Source organism: Streptomyces sp. NPDC058469 (assembly GCF_042721125.1).
In the GTDB taxonomy this organism is placed as follows: Bacteria; Actinomycetota; Actinomycetes; order Streptomycetales; family Streptomycetaceae; genus Streptomyces.
In genome coordinates this window covers 45,654-66,983 of sequence record NZ_JBHXME010000037.1, presented here as the reverse complement: position 1 = coordinate 66,983, position 21,330 = coordinate 45,654, and the positions used below count along the sequence as shown (strand labels likewise).

The following is a 21,330-nucleotide window of genomic DNA, read 5'->3' as shown; positions in this document are numbered from 1 at the left end:
TGTCATTGATCAGCAGGAAGTCGTGCTGGAGTGCGCGGATGTCCTCGCCGGGACTGGTCCGCGCGGCGGCTACGGCCAGGTCGAGGTTGATATGCGCGTTCACGCCGAGGATCAGATGCTGGACGATGACCGTGTCGGCGTCGTCGAGCAGCCCGAACGTCTCGCGCCAGCAGCGCGGCCCGCTCCGGTCACGGCGCCAGGCGTCGTACGCGTCGAAATAGCGGTTGCCGAAGAGCGTGTCGAAACGGTCCATCCGGGGGCCGTCCTCGAACTGCCCGGCGTGGATGGCCTTACGGATCTCGACGGTCACCTGCCGGTACAGCGCCGCGAAGTACCCGACCCGGTCACCGGCGCGGGTCGCCTCCCGCACGATCCCCGCAAGCCCGTCCACGACCTCGTCGATGTTCTGTGCCGCTATGCCAGTGGTGCCCGCCATGCCCAACTCCCGTCCCACAGTGGCTCGTTCGGCCCGCGCCCCGGCCGCTGTCCGCAGTGCCGGTCCCCGTCCTACCACCGCGCTCCGGAAGTTGAGCCTGTTTTCTCAACCTCCCTTCGACGTCGGGTGCTTGATCACCGCTGGACCGATGCGGTGAGGCGTCGTAGCGAGGCATGGGCGGGTGGGCCCCAGGTGGGTTTGCCCCCGGGGCGCCCGTGGTCGCCGGCGTGGCCGATGTGGAGGCCGGCGAGGGCGCGCAGCACCGCACAACCTCGGGCGCGGCGCAGGGTCGCCGCGTCGGGAGCGGGACGGTAGGCCTCGTGGAACAGATCCGCCGCGCCGTCCGGCAGCAGGATCCACGCGGCGGCGAGGTCGTAGGCGGGGTCGCCGGCGAAGAGGTCGCCGAAGTCGATCACGCCGGAGAACGTGCCGTTCCTGGTCAGGACGTTGGCCGGATGCAGGTCGCCGTGGAGCCACAGCGGCGGGCCCGCCCACCCAGGCGCGGCTACGGCGTCCTCCCAGACCGCGCGGACGGCGTCCGGATCGGGGATCAGACCCAGCTCGCTGGCCGAGGCGAGCCCTCGGGTGAAGCCTCCGGCGTGGTCGGCCAGCGGGCCCCCGCGGCCCCGTCTCTCGGGCGCCCCCTCGGGGGCGGGGCGGTGGAGCGCGGTCAGGAAGGCGGCCAGGGCTACGGCCGCCTCCTCGGCGCGCGTCGCGGGCGCGCGGTCGGCGGGCTCACCCGGTACCCAGGTGGTGACGAGCCAGGGGCGCGGGAACCGTTCGGAGGGTTCACCGAGGCGCTGCGGGACCGGGATCGGCAGCGGAAGGTGCGGGGCGAGACCGGGCAGCCAGGTGTGTTCCTTGCGCAGCAGCTCGTCCGCGGATTCCGTCATCCACGGCAACCGGACGGCGAGTTCGTCGCCGAGCCGCCACACCTGGTTGTCCCAGCCGAGCGCGCCGAGCCTCAGGGGGCGGTCCGCCAGGTCGGGGTGCTGCTCGCGCAACAGATCCCGGATCAAGGCCTCGTCGATGTCCGTCTCCGTGGCTGCCATCGGCAACCACGGTAATGGGCAACAACGCCAGTCGGGCGGCGAGTTGGCTGGAGATCGAAGGACCGGGAACGGCCTGAGCGCGGCGCACGCACACGCGCGCCGCGCTCAGCACAGGCAGGGGGAGACCAGCTCCCGGAGAAACAGGTCGAGGACTACTCCTCGACCGTAAGTCCCTTCCGCAGGCGCACCAGTGTCCGCGACAGCAGCCGCGACACATGCATCTGCGAGATGCCCAGCTCGTCGCCGATCTCCGACTGCGTCATGTTGGCGACGAAGCGCAGGGAGAGGATCTGCCGGTCCCGGGACGGGAGTTCGGCGATCAGGGGCTTCAACGACTCGACGTACTCGATGCCTTCGAGCCCGTGGTCCTCGTAGCCGATGCGGTCCGCGAGCGCGCCCTCGGAGTCGTCCTCCTCCGGCTGCGCGTCGAGCGAGCTGGCGGTGTAGGCGTTCGACGCCGCCATGCCCTCGACGACCTCCTCCTTGGAGATCTTCAGGCGCTGGGCCAACTCGCCCACGGTGGGGGCGCGGTCGAGTTGCTGGGCCAGTTCGTCGCCGGCCTTGGCCAGGTCGAGCCGGAGTTCCTGCAGTCGGCGCGGGACGCGCACGGACCACGAGGTGTCGCGGAAGAAGCGCTTGATCTCACCGACGATGGTCGGCATCGCGAAGGTCGGGAACTCGACCCCGCGGCTCATCTCGAAGCGGTCGATCGCCTTGATCAGGCCGATCGTGCCGACCTGGATGATGTCCTCCATCGGCTCGCTGCGCGAGCGGAAGCGGGAGGCGGCGAACTTGACCAGCGCGAGGTTGAGTTCGACGAGAGTGTTGCGGACGTACGAGTACTCGTACGTGCCTTCTTCAAGCGATTCCAGCCGCTCGAAGAGGGTCTTGGAGAGCGCCCGTGCGTCGACGGCGCCGACCTCGTCGTACGGGGGGATCTCGGGGAGCCCCTCGATGGGATTGGGATCCAGTTGTGCCGGTGGGGGTGTCGACGTCGCTGTCCGGATATGCGAGTTCCGGGTGGGCGATGCGTCGAGCCGGGGTGACATGGCGTCCTCCATCGTTCTCGGCATATGGCTGCCGAAGCCGGTGCGTGCACTGCGGAGTGCGGCGCCTCCAAAGCCGGTCGTGTCGGTCGGTCGGTCGTATCGACAGTCGGGTCGAGAGCCGGTCGGTAGCCGGACTTGTCCGTCGTATCGAATGTCCAAATACTTGTCTCTACTAGCCCTACCCGTTTTCCGGAGCCCGCCGCAAGTGCGCTATCTACCCATATGTCCATTTGTGGGCGGTTGTTCGGGTGTCGGAGAGTGTGAGGAAGGCGTAGTGTTCCAGGGCGAACGTCAACAGCCACGACCTCGGGAGAGAGAGACGGCATGGACCGCGGGACGGTCGGCAGCGCACAGTCTGGCCGGCTTCTGGTCGAGGTGCGGAAACAGGGCCTCAGCGCTGTCGTGACGCCGGCGGGTGAGTTGGATCACCACACCGCCGATCTGTTGCGCGAACCGCTGGAGGACCTGCTCGCCCATGGGTACGCACGGCTCGTCGTGGACTGCTCACAGCTGGAGTTCTGTGACTCCACGGGCCTGAACGTACTGCTCGGCGCGCGCCTCAAGGCGGAAGCCGCAGGTGGCGGGGTGCACCTCGCGGCGATGAAGCCCGCCGTGGCGCGCGTGTTCGAGATCACAGGGGCGGAAGCGGTCTTCACCGTCCACGACACCCTTGGGGCCGCCCTCGCCGACGAGTCCGGCTGAACCCCGTTCTTTCCCGTGCGACCGGCGGATTCTCCGTGCCTCGGCTTCCGCGCCGAGTAAGGGGTGTTTTGCCGGTTCGCTCGGGCAGGAGAACATCTGAACCTGTCGAGCCCCAGAGCGACGAAATTGCTCCTGACCCACGTACTGACTCTTGAACACGTACCGACTCTTGAATCGTGAACCGGTGAATCGGTGAGGTGAAGCGCTGATGAGCACCACCCGGCCCTACCCGCCGGGCGACCGCCCGGAGCCCGGTGGCGCTGCGGAGGCGCCCGCCGGAGGCGCTTCCGTGCCGTCCGTCGGGGACGACGCCGAACCGGCCGTGGGCCGGAACACCCGCAGGCTCAGTTTCGCGGGCGAGAGCGGGGTCGTCCCGCTGGCCCGTGACTTCGCCCGCCAGGCCCTGTACGCCTGGGGCTGGCTGCCCGCCGAGGGCGCCGAGCGCCGCGCCGCCGCCGAGGACGTGCTCCTCGTCGTCTCCGAACTGGTCACCAACGCCTGTCTGCACGCCGAGGGCCCGGACGAGATGTGGATCACCTGCGACAACAAGGTGATCCGGGTCGAGGTCTCCGACCGCGGTACGGGCCAGCCCGCCCCCAGAACCCCGCACCGCGCGGGCCGCCCCGGCGGCCACGGCATGTTCATCGTGCAGCGGCTGTGCCTGGACTGGGGGGTCGTACGCGCCCCGGGAGTCACCGGCAAGACGGTATGGGCGGAGCTGGGCGCACCCGCCTAGCCCGTTCCCTCGTTTAGCTCGTCCCCCCGCCTGGCCCGTCCGGCCGGGAAATTCATTTCCCCGCACCCTGACCTGGCCCTACGCTCGTCTCCAACGCGCTGACGGAGACAAGTACCCCGGGTCCCGCGAGCCGAGAGAGCCGCCGTCGCTGTGAAAGCGGCCTCGCACCCCGGGCGAATCCCCTCCCGAGTGCGGGGAGGAACGGCCCGCCGCCCCGGCAGGCCCCATGCCCCGCCGGCCGGCCCCCGTCACCGGGCCAGAACGAGACCGTTCTACGGCGGTACGCGACCGTTTCTACGGCCGTACGAGCCCGTGATCGGTGAAGGCGTGGTGGCACCGCGAGCACCCTCTCGCCCACGCCCCGAGGGATCACCCCCGGGGCGATTCTGTGCCCCGGCCGACCGGACGGAGCGCACGCAATGCTCGACGTCACCCTCATCCGACAGCAGCCCGAGCGGGTCCGCGAGGCGCTGCGCAAGCGTGCCGTGGACGCCGACCTTCCGGCCTTCCTCGCCCTGGACGCCCGCTTCCGCGAGACCCGTACGACCGTGGAGCGGCTGCGCGGCGAGCGCAAACGGATCTCGGCGGAGATCGCGGCCCACCGCAGGGCGGGCACCGCCGCCGACCTCCAGGCCACCGCCTCGACCCTGGCCGACCAGGTCACGAAGGCGGAGGGCGAACTCGCCCGACTCGCGCGCGAACACCAGCAGTTCCTCGACGCCCTGCCCAACCTCCCGGACGAGGACGTGATCGCGGGAGGCAAGGAGAACAACGAGGTCGTACGGACCGTAGGCACCCCGCCTCCCACCCCTCCTGCCCGCGACCATGTCCAACTCGCCCAGGATCTGGGCCTCGTGGACTACCGGCGCGGCACCGCGCTCGCGGGCAACGGCCACTGGATCTACCGGGGCGACGGCGCCGCACTGGAGTGGGCCCTGCTCAACCACTTCCTCGACAGCCACCGCAGGGCGGGCTACGAGTTCGTGCTGCCGCCGCATCTGCTCACCTACGAAGCCGGTTATACGGCGGGCCAGTTCCCGAAGTTCGCCGACGAGGTGTTCGTGGTGGAGGAGGGCGAGGGTGGGCGCCCGGAGCGGTTCCTGCTGCCCACCGCCGAGACCGCGCTGGTCAACCTGCACCGCGGGGAGACCCTCGACGAGGCCGAGCTGCCGCGCAAGTACGTGGCGTACACGCCCTGTTACCGCAAGGAGAGCGGCAGTCACCGCACCGCCGACCGGGGCACTTTGCGCGGCCACCAGTTCAACAAGGTCGAGCTGTTCCAGTTCGCGCGCCCCGCCGACTCGGACGCGGCCCAGCTCGAACTGCTGGCCCGTGCCGAGGAGTTGGTGGCCGGACTCGGACTGCGCTACCGGGTCACCAGACTCGCCGCCGGGGACACCAGCCCCGCCCAGGCGAAGACGTACGACGTGGAGGTGTGGCTGCCCAGCCTCGGCGCGTACACGGAGGTCAGTTCGGTGTCGAACGCCCGTGAGTACCAGGCCCGGCGCGGCGGCATCCGGTACCGCCCGGAGAGCGGCGGCAGGGCGGCGTACGTGCACACGCTCAACGCCTCGGGCCTGGCGACCAGCCGTCTCCTCCCCGCGATCCTCGAACAGCACCAACAGACCGACGGCACGGTCGTGGTGCCCGAGGTGCTGCGCCGCTGGGGTGTGCCCGACCTGCTCGGCTGACGCCCACCTCGGGTTACCCCCGGTCACCCCGCCCACTCGACTACCCCTTCACGCACGCCGGATCGTCACAACTCCGGCGTGCGCCTTGTCTTCCCTCCTCACGGCCCCGGGCGTACCTTGACGGCCGATCTGATGTACCGTCAGGAATGAGGGGACCGTGTCGTACCAGAAACGAACCGCAGCGCTCGCGTCCGTCGCGGCCCTGGCCGGCTCGGCGGTATTCATGGCCGCCCCCGCAGCCCAGGCCGACGTGGTCGACGTCAACTACAAGTGTCAGACGCCCATCGGCGTCAAAACCGCCGTCTCGCCCATCGACATCAAGGGTGTCAAGAGCGGCAGCGGCTACAAGCTCACCATGTCCTGGCAGAAGGGCGTCTCCTCCAGCCCCGTCGAACTCGGCAAGGGCGCGATGAGCCCGAGCGCCACCATCAAGGTGGGCGGCGCGGACAGCGGCACGGTCTCCGTGTCGGGTCCGGCCAACCAGGCCGCGATCCCCGCCAACACCCCCATCAAAATCAACGACTTGACGGGCACGTACACCCCGAAGTCGTCCGGCAAGGTCACGTTCACGGCGGCCATCCTCACCATCAAGGCCCTCGGTACGACGACGACGTGCACCCCCACCAACAGCCCCGGCCCGTCCCTCACGCTGGACGTCACGGCGGCGAGCGGGTCAAGCGGCGGCTCGACCGGCTCGACCGGCACGACCGGCTCGACCGGCAGCGGCAGTGACACCGGTACGGACTCCAGCGGCACGCTCCCGAAGACCGGCCCCGACGACTCGGTCATCGCCCTGGGCACACTCGGCGGCACGGTACTGCTCGCGGGCGCGGCGGGCACCCTGTGGCTGACCCGGCGCAACCAGACGGCCCGCGCCCGCCGCTGACAGCCCCCTGCACGCCCGCTGGAGCCGCCCATGCTGTCAACCGCCCGCGTCCTGTGTCTGTCCCTCCTGGCCCTCCTGACGGCCGTGCCCACCGCAACGGCCGCCGAGGGATGGACCGTTGCGCCCGCGGGCGGCGGACGCCCGACGTTCTACGCCGAGGGCGAGCCCGGCACGACCCTCCAGGACACGGTGTCCGTGACCAACCCCACCGCCCGCCCGGTCACGGTACGGCTGCGCGCCACGGGCGTCCCGATCACCTTCGCCGACACGGGAGTTCGGGTCCCCGCCCGCACCCGGGCCGACGTCCCGTTCACGGTGAACGTCCCGACGACCGCCGCCCCCGGCGACCGCACCGCCACGATCGCAGCCCGGGACACGGAGGGCAGGGAGGCGGCGGTGCGGCTGCAACTCCACATCAAGGGGCCGGAGTTGTCCGCACTGACCGTCGAACACATAACGATCCACGGCGACCGCATCACATACGACCTGGTCAACCGCGGCACCACACCCCTCACCCCGAAACTCGCCGTCCACGCCACCGGCATCTTCGGCACCCTCCTGAACCGCACCCCCCGCACCCTCCCCGTCCGACTCCCGCCCGGCCAACGCCTGAAGCTCACCGAACCCTGGCCCGACCACCCCACCCTGGACGCGGTCGACGTACGCCTCACGGTCACGGCACCGGGCGGCGCACACGACACGGCGGACGTGTCGACACGGTTCGTGCCGTGGGGCGAGGTGGCGGGAGTCGGGGGCATGGCGACGGCCGGGGGCGCGCTGTTTCTCGTACGACGTCGACGGCGCCGTACGGATGAGGACGACGAGGCGGCCGAACGCCCGCGTACGGAAGTCGAGTTGACGGGAGCGGTGACGTGAGCGGCAAGGTGCGGATTCCGGCGCTGGTGGCGGTACTCGCGCTGCTTCTGCTGCCGTTGGCGGGGGCGACGCCTGCCGCGGCGGCGGGCGGACCGAGTGTGAGGCTCTCCAAGTCGCAGGCGGGGACGGGCGGTTCGATCACCGTCTCCGGGAGCGGCTGGCGGGCGCACGCCCTGCTGATGATGCTGATCTGCGGGCAGGCCACGCCCACGCGCGGGGTGATCGGCGGGACCAACTCCTGTGCGAACGCGGACGGCAGGGCCGTCACCACGGACGCCAAGGGTGTTTTCAGCAAGAAGCTGCCGGTCTCCGAACCGCCGGTGCCGTGCCCGTGCGTGGTGCATGTGGCGACGGTGACGGGTGCGAGCGCGTCGGCGGACACGGTCTTCCAGGTGGCAGGACACACGGTCGAACCACTGCCCGCGGAGCCTTCGGCCGGACGGCTGTCGGTCCTGTCCGACACCCGGCTGGACGGTTCGAGCGGGCTGCTGACCTGGTTCGGGGCGCCGCCATCCCGCACGCTGGTCTTCACCGTCGGCAACGCCGGTTCGTCCCCCGTCAAGAACCCGGTGTTCCAAGTCGGCACGTCCCACGGGGTGTTCGCGCCGCAGTGGGACGACCAGCAGTTCAGCGGCACGATCGCGCCCGGCGGAAAGGCGGAGATCAAACTCCCGGTCGAACTCTCGGCCGGAGCGCACGGCGACTACACCGTCTCGATGAAGTACGGCGGCCGAGTACTTGCCGAACAACCATGGGGAGTCGGCCGCCCCTGGGGCGTGACCCTGTTCTGGATCCTGGTCTGCGTGGTCGTACCGGCGGCGGTGTTCCGCATCGGGATGGCCGTGGTGGACCGGCTACGGCCACGCAGGGCGGGCCGCAGCACGGGCCCGCCCCGGCACCGGAGCCTGCGCGTGCCCACCGAACTCACCCTGCGTATGCCGAAGTTCGGCAAGACGGCCGCCTCCCAGGAAGCGGACGCAGCCGCCCCTACGACCTCGACCCTGCCGTGGTTCACCCCGGACTCCGATCCGGGCACGGCCGGTCGACTCTCCGCACCGCACGACGACAGTCCGACGAGTCCGACGACTCCCATCAGGAAGGGACTTACGTGAGCAAGCGAAGGAGAGTCATACCGGCCGGCGGAGGCGGTGCACGGAGAGTGGGCGCGGCCACGTTCGCGCTGGTTCTCGGCGGTGCGGGCCTCGCGCTCGGCCTGTCCGCCGGGACCGCGCAGGCCGCCGAGGTGTCCTACGCCACCCACTGCGTGCCGCCCGCCGGTATCGACCCGGTCGACGGCACCACCAAGGTCGAGATCTCCGCGCCCGCCACGGCGAAGGTGGGCGACACGGTCGACGTCGTCTGGAAGTTCACCCAGGCCGCGTCCAAGAACCCCGACATCATCGACCTGCCCGCCAACTCGGTCCAGCCGTCCGGAACGTTGAAGGCCGGAGGCGCGCAGACCGCCGACATCGCGATGCTGGGCCCGCGTGAGAACCCGGCGATTCCCAAGGGCGCGGCGATGACGCTGTCCGACATGAAGGGCACGTTGAAGCTGACGACGGCGGGGTCGGTGACGCTGACACCGGACGCGTACACGGTCAACGCGTTCTCGACGGACACGAAGTGCACGCCGACGGCGACGGTCTCGCCTTCGGCGACGATCAACGTGACGGCGGGGGACGGCAGTTCATCGAGCACGTCACCAACTCCATCGGACTCGACGTCGTCCTCCGCATCGGCATCGGAATCAGCCTCAGACTCCGCGTCGCCCAGTGACTCGACATCCGCGTCCGCGAGCGCCAGCGACGGCACCGGGACCGGCCAGACGGACTTCACCGGCAAGGAGGTCTCCGTCCCGTACGCGTGCAAGACGCCGATCGGTGACAAGAACGCCACCTCGCCCGTGCAGATCAACGCCACGAAGAACGGCGGGAGTTATGACCTCATCGTCCAGTTCAAGAAGTCGGTGATGGACAGTCCGGCCGATATCCCTGCGGACTCCGTGAAACCGTCGATGGAGGTGGTCCTGGGCGGCGCCGACAAAGGCACGGTCCACGTCGAAGGCCCAACCAACTCCGCCGCCATCAAGTCCGGCGACCCGATCGAGATCCCGGACCTGACCGGCACGTACAAGCCCGGCGCGAGCGGTACGTCGACCCTGTCACCCGGCGTCCTCACGATCAACGCCCTTGGTACGACGACGACTTGCACGCCCACGAAGTCGGAGGTCTCGCTGACCCTCGACACGACGGAACAGGCAAGCGGCGCGTCCGGCGGTTCCTCCACGTCGGGCGGCACATCGACGTCGACATCTACCTCCGGCGGCTTGGCGGAAACTGGCTCGGACAGCCACGGCGGTCTGAAAGCGCTCGGCCTTGTCTCCGGTACGGCGATTCTGTTGGGCGTAGCGGTGTTTACGTTCATGCCGGGGCGGAGGCGACTGCGGTAGACAAGTGCTGGTGGGCCGCCCGCTTCTTTGTCAGTGTCGGGATTGCGTGAGCCGAGTAAAGGGCGCTCCCTGCGGTCGCGTCGGCTACGCCGATTCCGCTCCGCTCCACCCTTGACTCGTCTCACGCAATCCCGTTTCAGAAGCGAGCGGGCGGCCCCGAGGGATGGGTGGCCAAGGGATGAACCCCCTTGCCTGTACTGCGTTCCGGGCCGGAGCGCAGGGGCGCGCTCGCACCTCGCCAGCACGCCGGGCCGGCTCAGCGGCCAACCCCGGTCGGGGGTCCCCAGAAGCTGGGGGCAAATCTAACCACCGCCATGACATTTGACTGGTTAGAAACCACCCCAGCCTCCAGAAAGGGTGGGGTTGGGGGCGAGGGCGCGCGCTGGCGCCTCGCCTGCACGCCGGGCAGGCTGAGCGGCTAGCGGCTAGCGGCTAGCGGCTAGCGGCTGGTGGCTGGTGGGGGGTGGGTGGGGACTGACCCCACGGGCCATGGGCAGATCCGGGCCCAGGTGAGGGAGGTGCGCTGGCGTCTCGGCCGCCCGCCGGGTCGGCTTAGCGGCTGTCGGCCGGTGGGGACTTGTTGGGTAGGAGGCCAAGAGGCAAGGAACACTGGGGAGTTCATGGCCGAGGCCAATGCGCAGACCTGGGCCACGGGCATGCATCAAGACTCCGGGCCGGAGCGAGGCAACGCGCTCGCGCCTCGCCTGCACGCCGGGCTGGCTTAGCGGCTACCGACTGGTGGGTCGCACGGGGGCCAACCTCACAAGCAACGGGGTCATGGGTGATAGGTGATGGGTGATGGGTGGATCCCGGTCACGGGCGTGTATTAAGACTCCGGGCTGGCGTGAGGGGTGTGCTGGCGTCTCGCCCGTCCGCCCGTCCGCCCGTCCGCCCGTCCGCCCGTCCGCCCGTCCGCCCGTCGGCCCGTCCGCCCGCCGGGTCGGCTTAGCGGCTATCGGCGGGGGGGGGACTTGTGTAAGGGGCGATGAGCGCTGGGGAGGCATGAAGGAACACTCCGGGCCGGTCCCAAATGGCCGCCCGAGCGATGGCCCCATCCACCGATTACCCCTCCCCTTACCCCTCCCCTTAGACAGCCAGCCCGCCGAAGTGTGACGGTCGAGGGGAAATCGTCACGCTTTCTCGAACCCATCTCCTCCTGGCCTGCCCCCGACTCCCTCCTCTCTGGAGGCTGGGGTCTTTTCTAACCGGTTAAGGGTCGTGATGGTGGTTAGATTTGCCCCCGGCTTCCAGCGACCACCCACTCGGGGTTGGCCGCTGAGCCGAGGCGGCGTGCTGGCGAGGCGCGAGCGCGGCCCCTCACACCGGCCCGGTTCTGCCCATGGCCCGTGAGGGCAGTCCCCGCCCGTGTTCCTCGCACCCCACCGGCCGGTAGTCGCTGAGCCGGCCCGGCGTGCTGGCGAGACGGCAGCGCGTCCCTCCACGCTGGCCCGGAACGCAGTACAGGTAAGGGGATTCCTCCCTTGGTCACCCGTTCTTCCGGGCTGCTCGCTCGCTTCTCAAACGGGCTGGAGCGGGTCGAGTCAAGGGTGGAGCGGAGCGGAATCGGCGTAGCCGACGCGACCGTAGGGAGCGCCCTTTACTCGGGCCGTGGAAGCCCGACACTGGCAAAGAAGCGAGTGGCCCAACGGCAACTGGAAAACGCCGGGGACACGAAAGGGCCGCCGTACCCCGAAGGATCCAGCGGCCCTTTGTCGCGTTGCCGTAGACGAACGTCAGTGCACGTCGCCCATGAGTTCCTTGACCTTCTTGCGGTACATCCACACCGCCGCGCCGGCCAGGACCGCGAGGGCGGCCTGGAGTGTGACGATGCCCGTCTTGTTCAGGTCGACGCCGGCGATGGACAGGAGGCCTGTTGTCGCGTCGCCGGCCGTGACCGCCAGGAACCAGACCCCCATCATCTGGGAGGCGTATTTCGTGGGGGCCATCTTCGTGGTGACGGACAGGCCGACAGGGGAGAGGGTCAACTCGCCGACCGTCTGGACGAAGTAGATCGCCACCAGCCACATCGCCGCCGCCTTGTGACCGCCGTCGGCGATCGCGAGCGGGGCCAGGAAGAGGAAGAAGGACGCGCCGATCAGGACCAGGCCCATCGCGAACTTGGTCGCCGTGCTCGGTTCCTTGCCGCGGCGGGCCAGGGCCAGCCAGGCCCAGGCGAAGACCGGGGCCAGGGCCATGATGAGGACCGGGTTGACCGACTGGTACCAGGAGATCGGGAAGTTCCAGCCGAATACGGTGTTCTTCGCCGAGGCGTCGGCGAACAGGGACACCGTCGAGCCGCCCTGGTCGTAGATCATCCAGAACACGGCCGCGGCGACGAAGAACCAGATGTACGCGGACATCTTCGACTGCTCGGAGCGGTCGAGGTCCTTGTCGCGCTTGATGCGGGCGATGACCAGGACGGGGATGAGCAGGCCGGCGATCGTGATCGGGACCAGCAGCCAGTTCAGCGTGTAGTGGCCGGAGAAGCCGACGACCGCGTAGAAGACGACCGCGACGGCCGCCCACAGCGCCGACTTGCGCAGCGTGGCCGCCTTCTCCTCGGCGGACAGCGGCGTGGGGACGATGTCCGAGCGGGAGCTGAGGTGACGCGTGCCGAGCAGGTACTGGGCGAGGCCGAGGGCCATGCCGACCGCGGCGAGCGCGAAGCCGAAGTGCCAGTTGACGTTCTCACCGACGGTACCGATGGCCAGCGGCGCGGCGAAGGCGCCGACGTTGATGCCGATGTAGAAGAGCGTGAAGCCGCCGTCACGGCGCGGGTCGTCCGGGCCCTCGTAGAGGTGGCCGACCATCGTCGAGATGTTGGCCTTGAGGAGACCCGAGCCGATCGCCACCAGGCCCAGGCCCGCGAAGAACGTGCCCGAGGACGGGAGGGCCAGGGTGAGGTGGCCGAGCATGATGATCACGCCGGCGACGGCGACCGTCTTGCGGGGGCCGAGGACCCGGTCCGCGAACCAGCCGCCGGGCAGGGCGAGCAGGTACACGAGCGACAGGTACACCGAGTAGATCGCGGTCGCGGTGGCCGCGCTCATGTGCAGGCCGCCCGGTGCCACGAGGTACAGCGGGAGCAGAGCCTTCATGCCGTAGTAGGAGAATCGCTCCCACATCTCGGTCATGAAGAGAGTGGCCAGTCCGCGGGGGTGGCCGAAGAAGGTCTTCTCGGAACCGGGGGTGCCCGGAGTCACCGAGTCCTTCGTCAGGCTGGACGCCATGGTCGATCCTTGCTGGTCGGGACGCGCGTGCAGGAGGGGGTGCGCGCCCTGTGGGGGGCGGCCGGCACCGGCGGGATCGGCGCGTCCGTCCCCACGCCCTCGGGGAGTCCGCCCCGGGTCACGGGGCGGTGGACGGCGACCACCGGGATCCACGCCCTGCGCGTACTGCGCTCGGGCCCGGCCACAGGTCATTCCTTTCAAGGCTGGCGACAGCCAGCCCGCACACAAAAGAGACCTTCAGCTGTAAATGCTCGCCAAAGGTCCCCGGTGTTGCTACAGGCGTTCAGGTCACCATACGGCAGGACACCGCCGGAAATGGAAGGACTTGAGACATCGATCACAGGGAGAAGTGGAACCGTGGTCGACTTTTCGAAGGTGGATACAAGGATGGCATCCCACAGGCACAGGTTCGGACCAGATTCTTCACCGCAGCGAATCCGACTTGCCCCAAGGTAAGAATCACTCGTGGCGATCACACCCCGACCGCTGTCCGAGGCGGACTACCATCACCTCATGACCCGTGTACTGCTCGCCGAGGACGACGCGTCCATCTCGGAGCCGCTGGCCCGCGCTTTGCGACGGGAAGGTTACGAGGTCGAGGTGCGCGAGGACGGACCGACAGCGCTCGATGCCGGCATTCAAGGCGGCATCGACCTGTGTGTCCTGGACCTGGGCCTGCCCGGCATGGACGGCCTGGAAGTGGCCCGCCGACTGCGCGCCGAGGGCCACACCGTCCCCATCCTCATCCTGACCGCGCGCGCCGACGAGGTGGACACCGTCGTCGGCCTCGACGCGGGCGCCGACGACTACGTCACCAAACCCTTCCGGCTCGCCGAACTGCTCGCCCGCGTCCGGGCCCTCCTCCGGCGCGGCGCGGCCGAGCCCGCGCAGCCGCCCGCCACGCACGGTGTCCGTATCGACGTCGAGTCCCACCGCGCGTGGATGGGCGACGAGGAACTCCAGCTCACCGCCAAGGAGTTCGACCTGCTGCGGGTGCTGGTGCGCGACGCCGGCCGGGTCGTCACCCGGGACCAGTTGATGCGCGAGGTCTGGGACACGACGTGGTGGTCGTCCACCAAGACCCTCGACATGCACATCTCCTGGCTGCGCAAGAAGCTCGGTGACGATGCGGCCAACCCGCGGTACATCGCCACGGTGCGTGGTGTCGGGTTCCGGTTCGAGAAGAGCTAGCACCCCGTGCGTCGTCGGCTCATCCAGTCCACGCTCGCCGTGGTGCTCGTGGTCATCGCCGTCTTCGGTGTGTCCCTCGTCATCGTCGAGACGCGCACGATCAGCAACAGCGCACAGGAACGGGTGGATTCCGAGGCGTTGCGGCTGGCCAGCATCGTGGACAGCCGGATCCTCGGGGCGGAGATCGTCGACTCCGAGGTGCTGCGCACGCAGGTCACGGAGGACCGTTACGCCGTGATCCGTATCCCGGGCGACCCGGTGATCGCGGTCGGCACCAAGCCGACGGGTGACGTCATCCGCTCCACCGCCAAGGGCGAGGAGGGCGAGTCGGTCACCGTGGAGGAGCCGCGCTCGACCGTCACCCGCGAGGTCGGGCGGACGCTGCTCATCATCGGTGCGGTCGCCCTGCTCGCCGTAGTGGCCGCGGTACTCCTCGCCGTACGGCAGGCCAACCGGCTCGCCTCGCCGCTCACCGACCTCGCGGAGACCGCCGAGCGGCTCGGTTCCGGTGACCCGCGGCCCCGGCACAAGCGCTACAGCGTCCCCGAGTTGGACCGGGTCGCCGATGTCCTCGACTCCTCCGCCGAGCGCATCGCCCGCATGCTCACCGCCGAGCGCAGGCTCGCCGCGGACGCCTCGCACCAGTTGCGTACGCCGCTGACCGCGCTGTCCATGCGGCTGGAGGAGATCACCCTCACCGACGATCCGGACACGGTGAAGGAGGAGGCGACGATCGCGCTGACGCAGGTCGAGCGGCTCACGGACGTCGTGGAGCGGCTGCTGACGAACGCGCGCGACCCCCGTACCGGTTCCGCCGTCTCCTTCGACCTCGACGAGGTCATCCAGCAGCAGCTCGCCGAGTGGCGCCCCGCCTACCGCAGCGAGGGCCGCGCGATCGTCAGCTCGGGCAAGCGGCATCTCCAGGCCGTCGGCACCCCGGGCGCCGTCGCGCAGGTGCTGGCCGCGCTGATCGAGAACTCCCTGATGCACGGCGGCGGCACGGTCGCCCTGCGCACCCGCGTCACCGGCAACCAGGCCGTCGTAGAGGTGACGGACGAGGGTCCCGGGGTTCCGACCGACCTCGGCGCCCGTATTTTCGAGCGCACGATCAGTGGCCGTAACTCCACGGGGATCGGCCTGGCGGTCGCGCGTGACCTCGCGGAGGCGGACGGCGGGCGGCTGGAGATGCTGCAGGCGCAGCCGCCGGTGTTCGGGCTGTTCCTGTCGCGTACGCCGCCGCCGACCAAGCGGCTGCCGGTCGACGAGGACGAGCCCACGGTCCGCTGAGCCGGACATGAGTCGGATGTGAGTGGGACGTGAGTCGGACAAAGCCGGGTCGGAGAAAACCGGTGATTCAGCTCACGTGCTGCTTGGGGCGGGGCAGCGGCTCGGGCTGGGACTTGATGAAGGCCCCCGCCTTCGCGGCCGGTTCCCCGGCCTCGTCTCCGTCCTCGTCTCCGGCCTCGCTCATGTCCGCCACCGGCAGCGCTTTGAACACCCAGCTGCGGTACGACCAGAAGCGGAACAGCGTCGCGATGCCGATGCCGAGCACCTTGAAGACGTTGCGCTGCAGCGAGCTGTCCCAGCCGAAGCCGTAGATCGCCGCGAACAGGATGCCGTTCTCGATCACCAGGCCGACCAGGCTGAACGCCAGGAACAGGCTGAGTTCCTTGGTGCGGGCGCTCTTGTCGCGGTCACGGTAGGTGAAGTACCGGAAGCCGACGTAGTTGCACGCGATGGCGACGATCGTCGCGATCACGTTGGCGCGCACGGCCTGCAGGCTGGTCAGATGCCACAGCAGGTTGGAGACCGCGAAGTTCACCACGGTGCCCACCACGCCCACCGCGCCGAACTTGGCGACCTCTCGTGCGAGCCGTTTGAAAGGCCCTTCGGAACCAGGCTCCATGGTTGTGCAGGCCCCCGTCTTCTCGGATTCTCGACCCGGCCATGCTAACCACCGCTTTCCCCCGGCGCCCGTGAAGCCGCTCACAGGTCGGGAAGAGACCCGGAAAAGAACGGTAAGAGGTACGGAAATCAGGCCGCCCTGGCGTGACCGATACCCTGGGGGAGTGACGTTCCCGGTAGTCGGCATGGTCGGCGGGGGGCAGCTCGCTCGTATGACACACGAGGCGGGCATCCCGCTCGGCATCAAATTCAAGCTCCTCAGTGACACCCCCCAGGATTCCGCGGCGCAGGTCGTCGGCGATGTCGTCATCGGCGACTACCGCGACCTCGACACGCTGCGTGACTTCGCGCGGGGCTGCGATGTGATCACCTTCGATCACGAACACGTACCCACCGAGCATCTACGGGCCCTGGAGGCGGACGGCATCCCCGTGCGCCCCGGCCCGGACGCGCTCGTGCACGCCCAGGACAAGGGCGTGATGCGGGCGAAGCTCGTGGAGATCGGCGTGCCGTGCCCGCGGCACCGCATCGTCGGCGACCCGGTCGACGTCGTCGCGTTCGCGGCCGAGGGGGACGGCTTTCCCGTCGTCCTCAAGACCGTCCGCGGTGGCTACGACGGCAAGGGCGTGTGGGTCGTCGACTCGGCGGAGGAGGCCGCCGACCCCTTCCGCGCCGGTGTCCCCGTGCTCGCCGAGGAGAAGGTCGACTTCGTACGGGAGCTGGCGGCGAACGTCGTACGCTCCCCGCACGGCCAGGCCGTCGCCTACCCGGTCGTGGAGTCGCAGCAGGTCAACGGTGTCTGCGACACGGTCATCGCGCCCGCCCCCGACCTCGACGAGTCCCTCGCCCTCCAGGCCGAGGAGATGGCGCTGCGCATCGCCAAGGAACTCGGGGTCGTCGGCCACCTCGCCGTCGAGCTGTTCCAGACCGGCGACGGCCGCCTCCTCGTCAACGAACTCGCCATGCGCCCGCACAACTCCGGCCACTGGACCCAGGACGGCGCGATCACCAGCCAGTTCGCGAACCACGTCCGCGCGGTCCTCGACCTCCCGCTGGGCGATCCGCGCGCACGTGACACATGGACCGTCATGTGTAACGTTCTCGGCGGCGACTACCCGGACATGTACTCCGCGTACCTGCACTGCATGGCCCGCGACCCCCAGCTGAAGATCCACATGTACGGCAAGGACGTGAAGCCCGGCCGCAAGGTGGGCCACGTCAACACCTACGGCGACGACCTGGACGACGTCCTGGACCGCGCCCGTCACGCAGCCGGCTATCTGAGAGGCACGATCACCGAATGAGCTCCGTCGCAGGACCCGTCGTAGGAATCGTCATGGGGTCGGACTCCGACTGGTCCGTCATGGAGGCCGCCGCGAAGGCCCTCGACGAGTTCGAGATCGCGTACGAGGTCGACGTCCTCTCCGCGCACCGCATGCCCCGCGAGATGATCACGTACGGCGAGCGGGCCGACGGCCGCGGCCTCAAGGTGATCATCGCGGGCGCGGGCGGCGCCGCCCACCTCCCCGGCATGCTCGCCTCGGTGACCCCGCTGCCGGTGATCGGCGTCCCCGTACCGCTGAAGTACCTGGACGGCATGGACTCGTTGCTGTCCATCGTGCAGATGCCGGCCGGTGTCCCCGTCGCCACCGTCTCGGTCGCCGGCGCGCGCAACGCGGGCCTGCTCGCCGCCCGCATCCTGGCCACGCACGACGACGAACTCCTCGTCCGCATGCGGGAGTTCCAGCAGGAACTGAACGACCAGGCCACCGAGAAGGGCAAGCGCCTGCGCTCCAAGGCCGAGGGCTCCGGCAGCGGCTTCGGCTTCGGGAAGTGACGGCGATGACCTCACTGGACGAGGCACGGGAACTCCTGCGTGAGTTCCCGGTCGTCGACGGGCACAACGACCTGCCCTGGGCGCTGCGCGAGCAGGTCAACTACGACCTCGACGCCCGCGACATCGCCGTACACCAGAACGCGCATCTGCACACCGACATCCCGCGCCTGCGCGAGGGCGGCGTCGGCGCGCAGTACTGGTCGGTGTACGTCCGCTCGGACCTGCCCGACCCGGTGCCGATGACGCTCGAACAGATCGACTGCGTACGGCAGTTGCTGGCCCGCTACCCGCAGGACCTGGCGCCCGCGCTGACCGCCGCGGACATGGAGTCGGCGCGCGCGGAGGGCCGTATCGCCTCGTTGATGGGGGCCGAGGGCGGCCACTCGATCGCCAACTCCCTCGGCACGCTACGGGGGTTGTACGCCCTCGGCGTCCGCTACATGACGCTCACCCACAACGACAACGTGGCGTGGGCGGACTCGGCGACGGACGAGCCCGGTGTGGGCGGACTGTCGGCGTTCGGCCGCGAGGTCGTGCGGGAGATGAACCGCGAGGGCATGCTCGTGGACCTCTCGCACGTGGCGGCGACGACGATGCGCGACGCGCTGGACACGTCGACGGCCCCGGTGATCTTCTCCCATTCGTCGTCGCGGGCCGTCTGTGATCACCCGCGCAACATCCCCGACGACGTGCTGGAACGCCTCCCCGCCAACGGCGGCATGGCGATGGTGACGTTCGTACCGAAGTTCGTGCTCCAGGCCGCCGTCGACTGGACGGCCGCGGCCGACGACAACATGCGCGCGCACGGCCTGCACCACCTGGAGACCACCGCCGAGGCGATGAAGGTGCACCGCGCCTTCGAGGAGCTCAACCCGCGCCCCATCGCCACGGTCTCCACGGTCGCCGACCACCTCGACCACATGCGCGAGGCCGCGGGCGTCGACCACCTCGGCATCGGCGGCGACTACGACGGCACGGCCTTCACCCCGGACGGCCTGAGCGACGTCTCCGGCTACCCGAATCTCATCGCGGAGCTGCTGGACCGCGGCTGGTCGAAGACCGACCTGGCCAAGCTGACCTGGCAGAACGCGGTACGGGTGCTGGGCGCGGCGGAGGACGTGGCACGCGGGATCCAGGCCACGCGGGGGCCGTCGAACGCGACGATCGAGTCGCTCGACGAGTGATCGTCCGGGGGCGGGGCGGTCGGTCGCACCGGGCGCCCCCGCCCTCGTACCCCGAACGCCCCGCTCACCAGGTAGCCCCCTTGCGGGCGTGCGACGGTGACCGTACTGCCGTAACGACGTACGGAGCCCGCCATGGCCGACCTCCAGGACCAACTGCACGCGACGACCGAGGTCGGCGAGCTCGACGACTTGGTCCACGAGCCCTTTCCCGGCGGGGCCTTCCCGCCGGACACCGCGGAACCGTACGACCCCGTGTCCGACCCGGCCGCCGCCCCGCTGGAGCGCGCGCACGCTATCCTCGCCGCGCACCCGGTCGCGGACGGCTACAGCGGGCTGCCGTGGGCGCTGCGGCATCTGCCGTGGTTCGACCTGGAGCTGGGGGAGAGTTCGGTTGACACCGATGTGCCGCGGCTGCGCGAGGGGCATGTCGGCGCGCTGTTCTGGTCGCTGCACCTGCCCGAGGGGCTGGACGGGGACCGGGCGGTCGGCGCCACCCTGGAGCAGCTCGACCTCGTGAACACGGTGGTCCGGGCCCACCCCGAGGGCCTGCGGCTGGCGTACACCGCCGGCGAGACCACCGACGTGCGCCACTGCGGCCGTATCGCCGTGCTGCTCGGCCCCGCCGGAGCCGCCGCGCTCGGCGACTCCCTGGGCATCCTGCGCTCCCTGCACGTGCTGGGTCTACGGGTCCTCACGCTGTCCGGGGTGTCCTGGGCGAGCGAGGCCGGGCTGACCCGGTTCGGCGAGGAGGTCGTGCGCGAGATGAACCGCCTCGGCGTGCTCGCCGACCTCGCCGGCGCCTCCGACGGCACGATCCGCCGCACCCTCGCGGTCTCCAAGGCACCGGTGCTGTTCACCCGCTCCGCCGCCCGCACCCTGCGCCCGCACCCGGCCAACCTCTCCGACGAACTCCTCGCCGCGGTCGGCGCCGCCAAGGGCCTGTGCATGGTGCCGCTCACCGCCGAGCAGACCGGCCCGTCCGTCCGGGACGTCGCCGACCACCTCGACCACGTCCACGAGGTCGCGGGCCGCGAGTGCGTCGCCCTGTCCGGCACCTACGACGCCGGCACGGCCCACCCGCAGGACCTCGCCGACGCCTCCTGCTACCCGAACCTCATCGCCGAGCTCCTCCACCGCGGCTGGTCCGAGCCCGACCTCGCCCTGCTGAGCTGGGGCAACGTCCAACGCGTCCTGCGCAGCGCCGACTTCACGGCCCGCGCCGCCCAGCAGCGCCGCGAGCCGTCGACGGCGAAGATCGCCGAGCTGGACGGGTAGCGCCCCTAGGCGTGGTCGATCCGGCAGAGACAGAAAGGATGCTCCGCCGGATCGGCGTACACCCGGAAGTCCTCCTTGTCCTCCTGGTGCAACGGCCGCGCGCCGAGCGCCAGCGCCTTCGCCTCCGCGACCTCGACTTCCTCCCAGGTGGACCCGGCGTCGAAGTCGAGATGGAACTGCTGCGGCCGGTCCGCGCGCGGCCACTGGGGCGGGGTGTACCCCTCGACCCGCTGGAAGGCGAGCCGCGGCCCGTCGGGAATATCGAGTACGACCCACTCGTCGTCGGCGGCGTGGGGTGTGCCGCCGAGGATCCCGGCGTAGAACGCGGCGAGCGCGAGCGGGTCGGGGCAGTCGAGCACGGTGGAACGGAAACGTGCCACGGCAGGCATCGGGTCCTCCAGAATCTCGGGGGTCTCAGGAGTCTGCGGTATCGGCGTGATCTGCGGGGTCAGCAGGCGCAGAGACAGAACGGGTGCCCCGCCGGGTCGGCGTACACACGCCACGCGCGTGAGCGGTCCTCGGTGTCCAGCGGCGTCGCGCCCAGTGCCAGAACGCCCTTCTCGGCCGCGTCCAGGTCCGCGACGGTCAGGTCGAGATGGAACTGCTGCGAGTCGCCGGGCGCGGGCCACTTCGGCGGTACGTGCCCGGGCGCCTCCTGGAACGCCAGGGACCGCCCGCCCGGCAGCTTCAGGTCCACCCAGCGGCCGTCGTCCTCTCCTTCGATGGTGCCGCCCAGGATCCCGGCGTAGAAACCGGCGAGCGCGTGGGGGTCGGGACAGTCCAGGACGACGGCACCCAGTTCGGCGATGGGGGTGGGGTCGGTCATGACGG

General features: G+C 70.0%; 20 protein-coding genes. 13 read left to right on the top strand and 7 right to left on the bottom strand.

The features are described from left to right. The 3 genes from ACFWP5_RS18580 to ACFWP5_RS18570 form a co-directional block, all read right to left on the bottom strand. The coding region (locus ACFWP5_RS18580; protein WP_384157090.1) for a DUF5995 family protein at positions 1–436 on the bottom strand (436 nt) is incomplete at its 3' end. A gap of 134 nt (positions 437–570) precedes the next feature. Beyond that, positions 571–1,488: an aminoglycoside phosphotransferase family protein gene (locus ACFWP5_RS18575; RefSeq protein ID WP_384157087.1), complete on the bottom strand. Its 918-nt coding sequence runs from the start codon at positions 1,486–1,488 to the stop codon at positions 571–573. Between the two features lie 152 nt (positions 1,489–1,640). Then, positions 1,641–2,537 (bottom strand): RNA polymerase sigma factor SigF, encoded by an 897-nt coding sequence (locus ACFWP5_RS18570; protein ID WP_384157084.1) that lies wholly within the window; start codon positions 2,535–2,537, stop codon positions 1,641–1,643. 324 nt (positions 2,538–2,861) lie between these two features. Between ACFWP5_RS18570 and ACFWP5_RS18565 the strand changes: the two genes are divergently transcribed. The 7 genes from ACFWP5_RS18565 (at position 2,862) to ACFWP5_RS18535 (ending at position 9,877) form a co-directional block, all read left to right on the top strand. Beyond that, positions 2,862–3,239 (top strand): STAS domain-containing protein, encoded by a 378-nt coding sequence (locus ACFWP5_RS18565; protein WP_384157082.1) that lies wholly within the window; start codon positions 2,862–2,864, stop codon positions 3,237–3,239. A gap of 208 nt (positions 3,240–3,447) precedes the next feature. After that, positions 3,448–3,975, top strand: a complete 528-nt coding sequence (locus ACFWP5_RS18560) for an ATP-binding protein (protein ID WP_384157080.1) — start codon at positions 3,448–3,450, stop codon at positions 3,973–3,975. 419 nt (positions 3,976–4,394) lie between these two features. Continuing rightward, on the top strand, positions 4,395–5,666 hold the full coding sequence (gene serS / locus ACFWP5_RS18555) for a serine--tRNA ligase (protein WP_384157077.1): 1,272 nt from the start codon (positions 4,395–4,397) through the stop codon (positions 5,664–5,666). Positions 5,667–5,823: 157 nt separating this feature from the next. Further along, positions 5,824–6,552, top strand: a complete 729-nt coding sequence (locus ACFWP5_RS18550; RefSeq protein WP_384157074.1) for an LPXTG cell wall anchor domain-containing protein — start codon at positions 5,824–5,826, stop codon at positions 6,550–6,552. 30 nt (positions 6,553–6,582) lie between these two features. Beyond that, positions 6,583–7,428 carry a hypothetical protein gene (locus ACFWP5_RS18545; RefSeq protein ID WP_384157071.1) on the top strand — a complete coding sequence of 282 codons (846 nt, stop codon included), beginning with the start codon at positions 6,583–6,585 and terminating at the stop codon, positions 7,426–7,428. Next, complete coding sequence (locus ACFWP5_RS18540; RefSeq protein WP_384157068.1) at positions 7,425–8,540, top strand: hypothetical protein; 1,116 nt, start codon at positions 7,425–7,427, stop codon at positions 8,538–8,540. Before ACFWP5_RS18545 ends, ACFWP5_RS18540 begins: the two co-directional genes overlap by 4 nt. Positions 8,541–8,587: 47 nt before the next feature. Continuing rightward, the gene (locus tag ACFWP5_RS18535) at positions 8,588–9,877 is read left to right on the top strand and encodes a hypothetical protein (RefSeq protein WP_384157065.1); all 1,290 of its coding nucleotides are present in this window, start codon (positions 8,588–8,590) and stop codon (positions 9,875–9,877) included. A 1,733-nt stretch (positions 9,878–11,610) separates the two neighbouring features. Here ACFWP5_RS18535 and ACFWP5_RS18530 read toward each other — a convergent pair. Beyond that, entirely contained in the window at positions 11,611–13,107 is a 1,497-nt protein-coding gene (locus ACFWP5_RS18530) for an oligopeptide:H+ symporter (protein ID WP_384157062.1), read from the bottom strand. Positions 13,108–13,620: 513 nt separating this feature from the next. On the opposite strand from ACFWP5_RS18530, the gene ACFWP5_RS18525 reads away from it, so the two are divergent. Together ACFWP5_RS18525 and ACFWP5_RS18520 are read left to right on the top strand one after the other, a co-directional pair. After that, on the top strand, positions 13,621–14,298 hold the full coding sequence (locus ACFWP5_RS18525) for a response regulator transcription factor (RefSeq protein WP_174447603.1): 678 nt from the start codon (positions 13,621–13,623) through the stop codon (positions 14,296–14,298). 6 nt (positions 14,299–14,304) lie between these two features. After that, positions 14,305–15,585, top strand: coding sequence for an ATP-binding protein (locus ACFWP5_RS18520; RefSeq protein WP_384157059.1), 1,281 nt, complete (start codon positions 14,305–14,307; stop codon positions 15,583–15,585). A 67-nt stretch (positions 15,586–15,652) separates the two neighbouring features. On the opposite strand, the gene ACFWP5_RS18515 is transcribed toward ACFWP5_RS18520, so the two are convergent. Further along, the gene (locus tag ACFWP5_RS18515; protein ID WP_384157056.1) at positions 15,653–16,204 is read right to left on the bottom strand and encodes a GtrA family protein; all 552 of its coding nucleotides are present in this window, start codon (positions 16,202–16,204) and stop codon (positions 15,653–15,655) included. Between the two features lie 163 nt (positions 16,205–16,367). On the opposite strand from ACFWP5_RS18515, the gene ACFWP5_RS18510 reads away from it, so the two are divergent. From ACFWP5_RS18510 to ACFWP5_RS18495, 4 genes are all read left to right on the top strand, one after another. Then, positions 16,368–17,507, top strand: coding sequence for a 5-(carboxyamino)imidazole ribonucleotide synthase (locus ACFWP5_RS18510; protein WP_384157053.1), 1,140 nt, complete (start codon positions 16,368–16,370; stop codon positions 17,505–17,507). Then, complete coding sequence (purE, locus tag ACFWP5_RS18505) at positions 17,504–18,040, top strand: 5-(carboxyamino)imidazole ribonucleotide mutase (RefSeq protein ID WP_384157050.1); 537 nt, start codon at positions 17,504–17,506, stop codon at positions 18,038–18,040. The genes ACFWP5_RS18510 and purE overlap by 4 nt, the downstream gene beginning before the upstream one ends. A gap of 5 nt (positions 18,041–18,045) precedes the next feature. Further along, a complete protein-coding gene (locus ACFWP5_RS18500; RefSeq protein WP_384157047.1) occupies positions 18,046–19,224 on the top strand; it encodes a dipeptidase in 1,179 nt (392 codons plus the stop codon). Positions 19,225–19,356: 132 nt separating this feature from the next. Continuing rightward, a complete protein-coding gene (locus ACFWP5_RS18495; RefSeq protein WP_384157044.1) occupies positions 19,357–20,499 on the top strand; it encodes a dipeptidase in 1,143 nt (380 codons plus the stop codon). A gap of 5 nt (positions 20,500–20,504) precedes the next feature. On the opposite strand, the gene ACFWP5_RS18490 is transcribed toward ACFWP5_RS18495, so the two are convergent. Both ACFWP5_RS18490 and ACFWP5_RS18485 read right to left on the bottom strand, forming a co-directional pair. Then, on the bottom strand, positions 20,505–20,888 hold the full coding sequence (locus tag ACFWP5_RS18490; RefSeq protein WP_384157041.1) for a VOC family protein: 384 nt from the start codon (positions 20,886–20,888) through the stop codon (positions 20,505–20,507). A gap of 59 nt (positions 20,889–20,947) precedes the next feature. Next, the gene (locus ACFWP5_RS18485) at positions 20,948–21,325 is read right to left on the bottom strand and encodes a VOC family protein (protein ID WP_384157039.1); all 378 of its coding nucleotides are present in this window, start codon (positions 21,323–21,325) and stop codon (positions 20,948–20,950) included. Positions 21,326–21,330 lie beyond the last annotated feature (5 nt).

What these genes read in the sequence shown, in the direction of transcription:
- ACFWP5_RS18575 (WP_384157087.1), bottom strand. Translation starts at nt 1,488, where the DNA reads ATGGCAGCCACGGAGACGGACATCGACGAGGCCTTGATCCGGGATCTG.
- ACFWP5_RS18570 (WP_384157084.1), bottom strand. Translation starts at nt 2,537, where the DNA reads ATGTCACCCCGGCTCGACGCATCGCCCACCCGGAACTCGCATATCCGG.
- ACFWP5_RS18565 (WP_384157082.1), top strand. Translation starts at nt 2,862, where the DNA reads ATGGACCGCGGGACGGTCGGCAGCGCACAGTCTGGCCGGCTTCTGGTC.
- ACFWP5_RS18560 (WP_384157080.1), top strand. Translation starts at nt 3,448, where the DNA reads ATGAGCACCACCCGGCCCTACCCGCCGGGCGACCGCCCGGAGCCCGGT.
- serS (WP_384157077.1), top strand. Translation starts at nt 4,395, where the DNA reads ATGCTCGACGTCACCCTCATCCGACAGCAGCCCGAGCGGGTCCGCGAG.
- ACFWP5_RS18545 (WP_384157071.1), top strand. Translation starts at nt 6,583, where the DNA reads ATGCTGTCAACCGCCCGCGTCCTGTGTCTGTCCCTCCTGGCCCTCCTG.
- ACFWP5_RS18530 (WP_384157062.1), bottom strand. Translation starts at nt 13,107, where the DNA reads ATGGCGTCCAGCCTGACGAAGGACTCGGTGACTCCGGGCACCCCCGGT.
- ACFWP5_RS18525 (WP_174447603.1), top strand. Translation starts at nt 13,621, where the DNA reads ATGACCCGTGTACTGCTCGCCGAGGACGACGCGTCCATCTCGGAGCCG.
- ACFWP5_RS18515 (WP_384157056.1), bottom strand. Translation starts at nt 16,204, where the DNA reads ATGGAGCCTGGTTCCGAAGGGCCTTTCAAACGGCTCGCACGAGAGGTC.
- purE (WP_384157050.1), top strand. Translation starts at nt 17,504, where the DNA reads ATGAGCTCCGTCGCAGGACCCGTCGTAGGAATCGTCATGGGGTCGGAC.
- ACFWP5_RS18500 (WP_384157047.1), top strand. Translation starts at nt 18,046, where the DNA reads ATGACCTCACTGGACGAGGCACGGGAACTCCTGCGTGAGTTCCCGGTC.
- ACFWP5_RS18495 (WP_384157044.1), top strand. Translation starts at nt 19,357, where the DNA reads ATGGCCGACCTCCAGGACCAACTGCACGCGACGACCGAGGTCGGCGAG.
- ACFWP5_RS18490 (WP_384157041.1), bottom strand. Translation starts at nt 20,888, where the DNA reads ATGCCTGCCGTGGCACGTTTCCGTTCCACCGTGCTCGACTGCCCCGAC.
- ACFWP5_RS18485 (WP_384157039.1), bottom strand. Translation starts at nt 21,325, where the DNA reads ATGACCGACCCCACCCCCATCGCCGAACTGGGTGCCGTCGTCCTGGAC.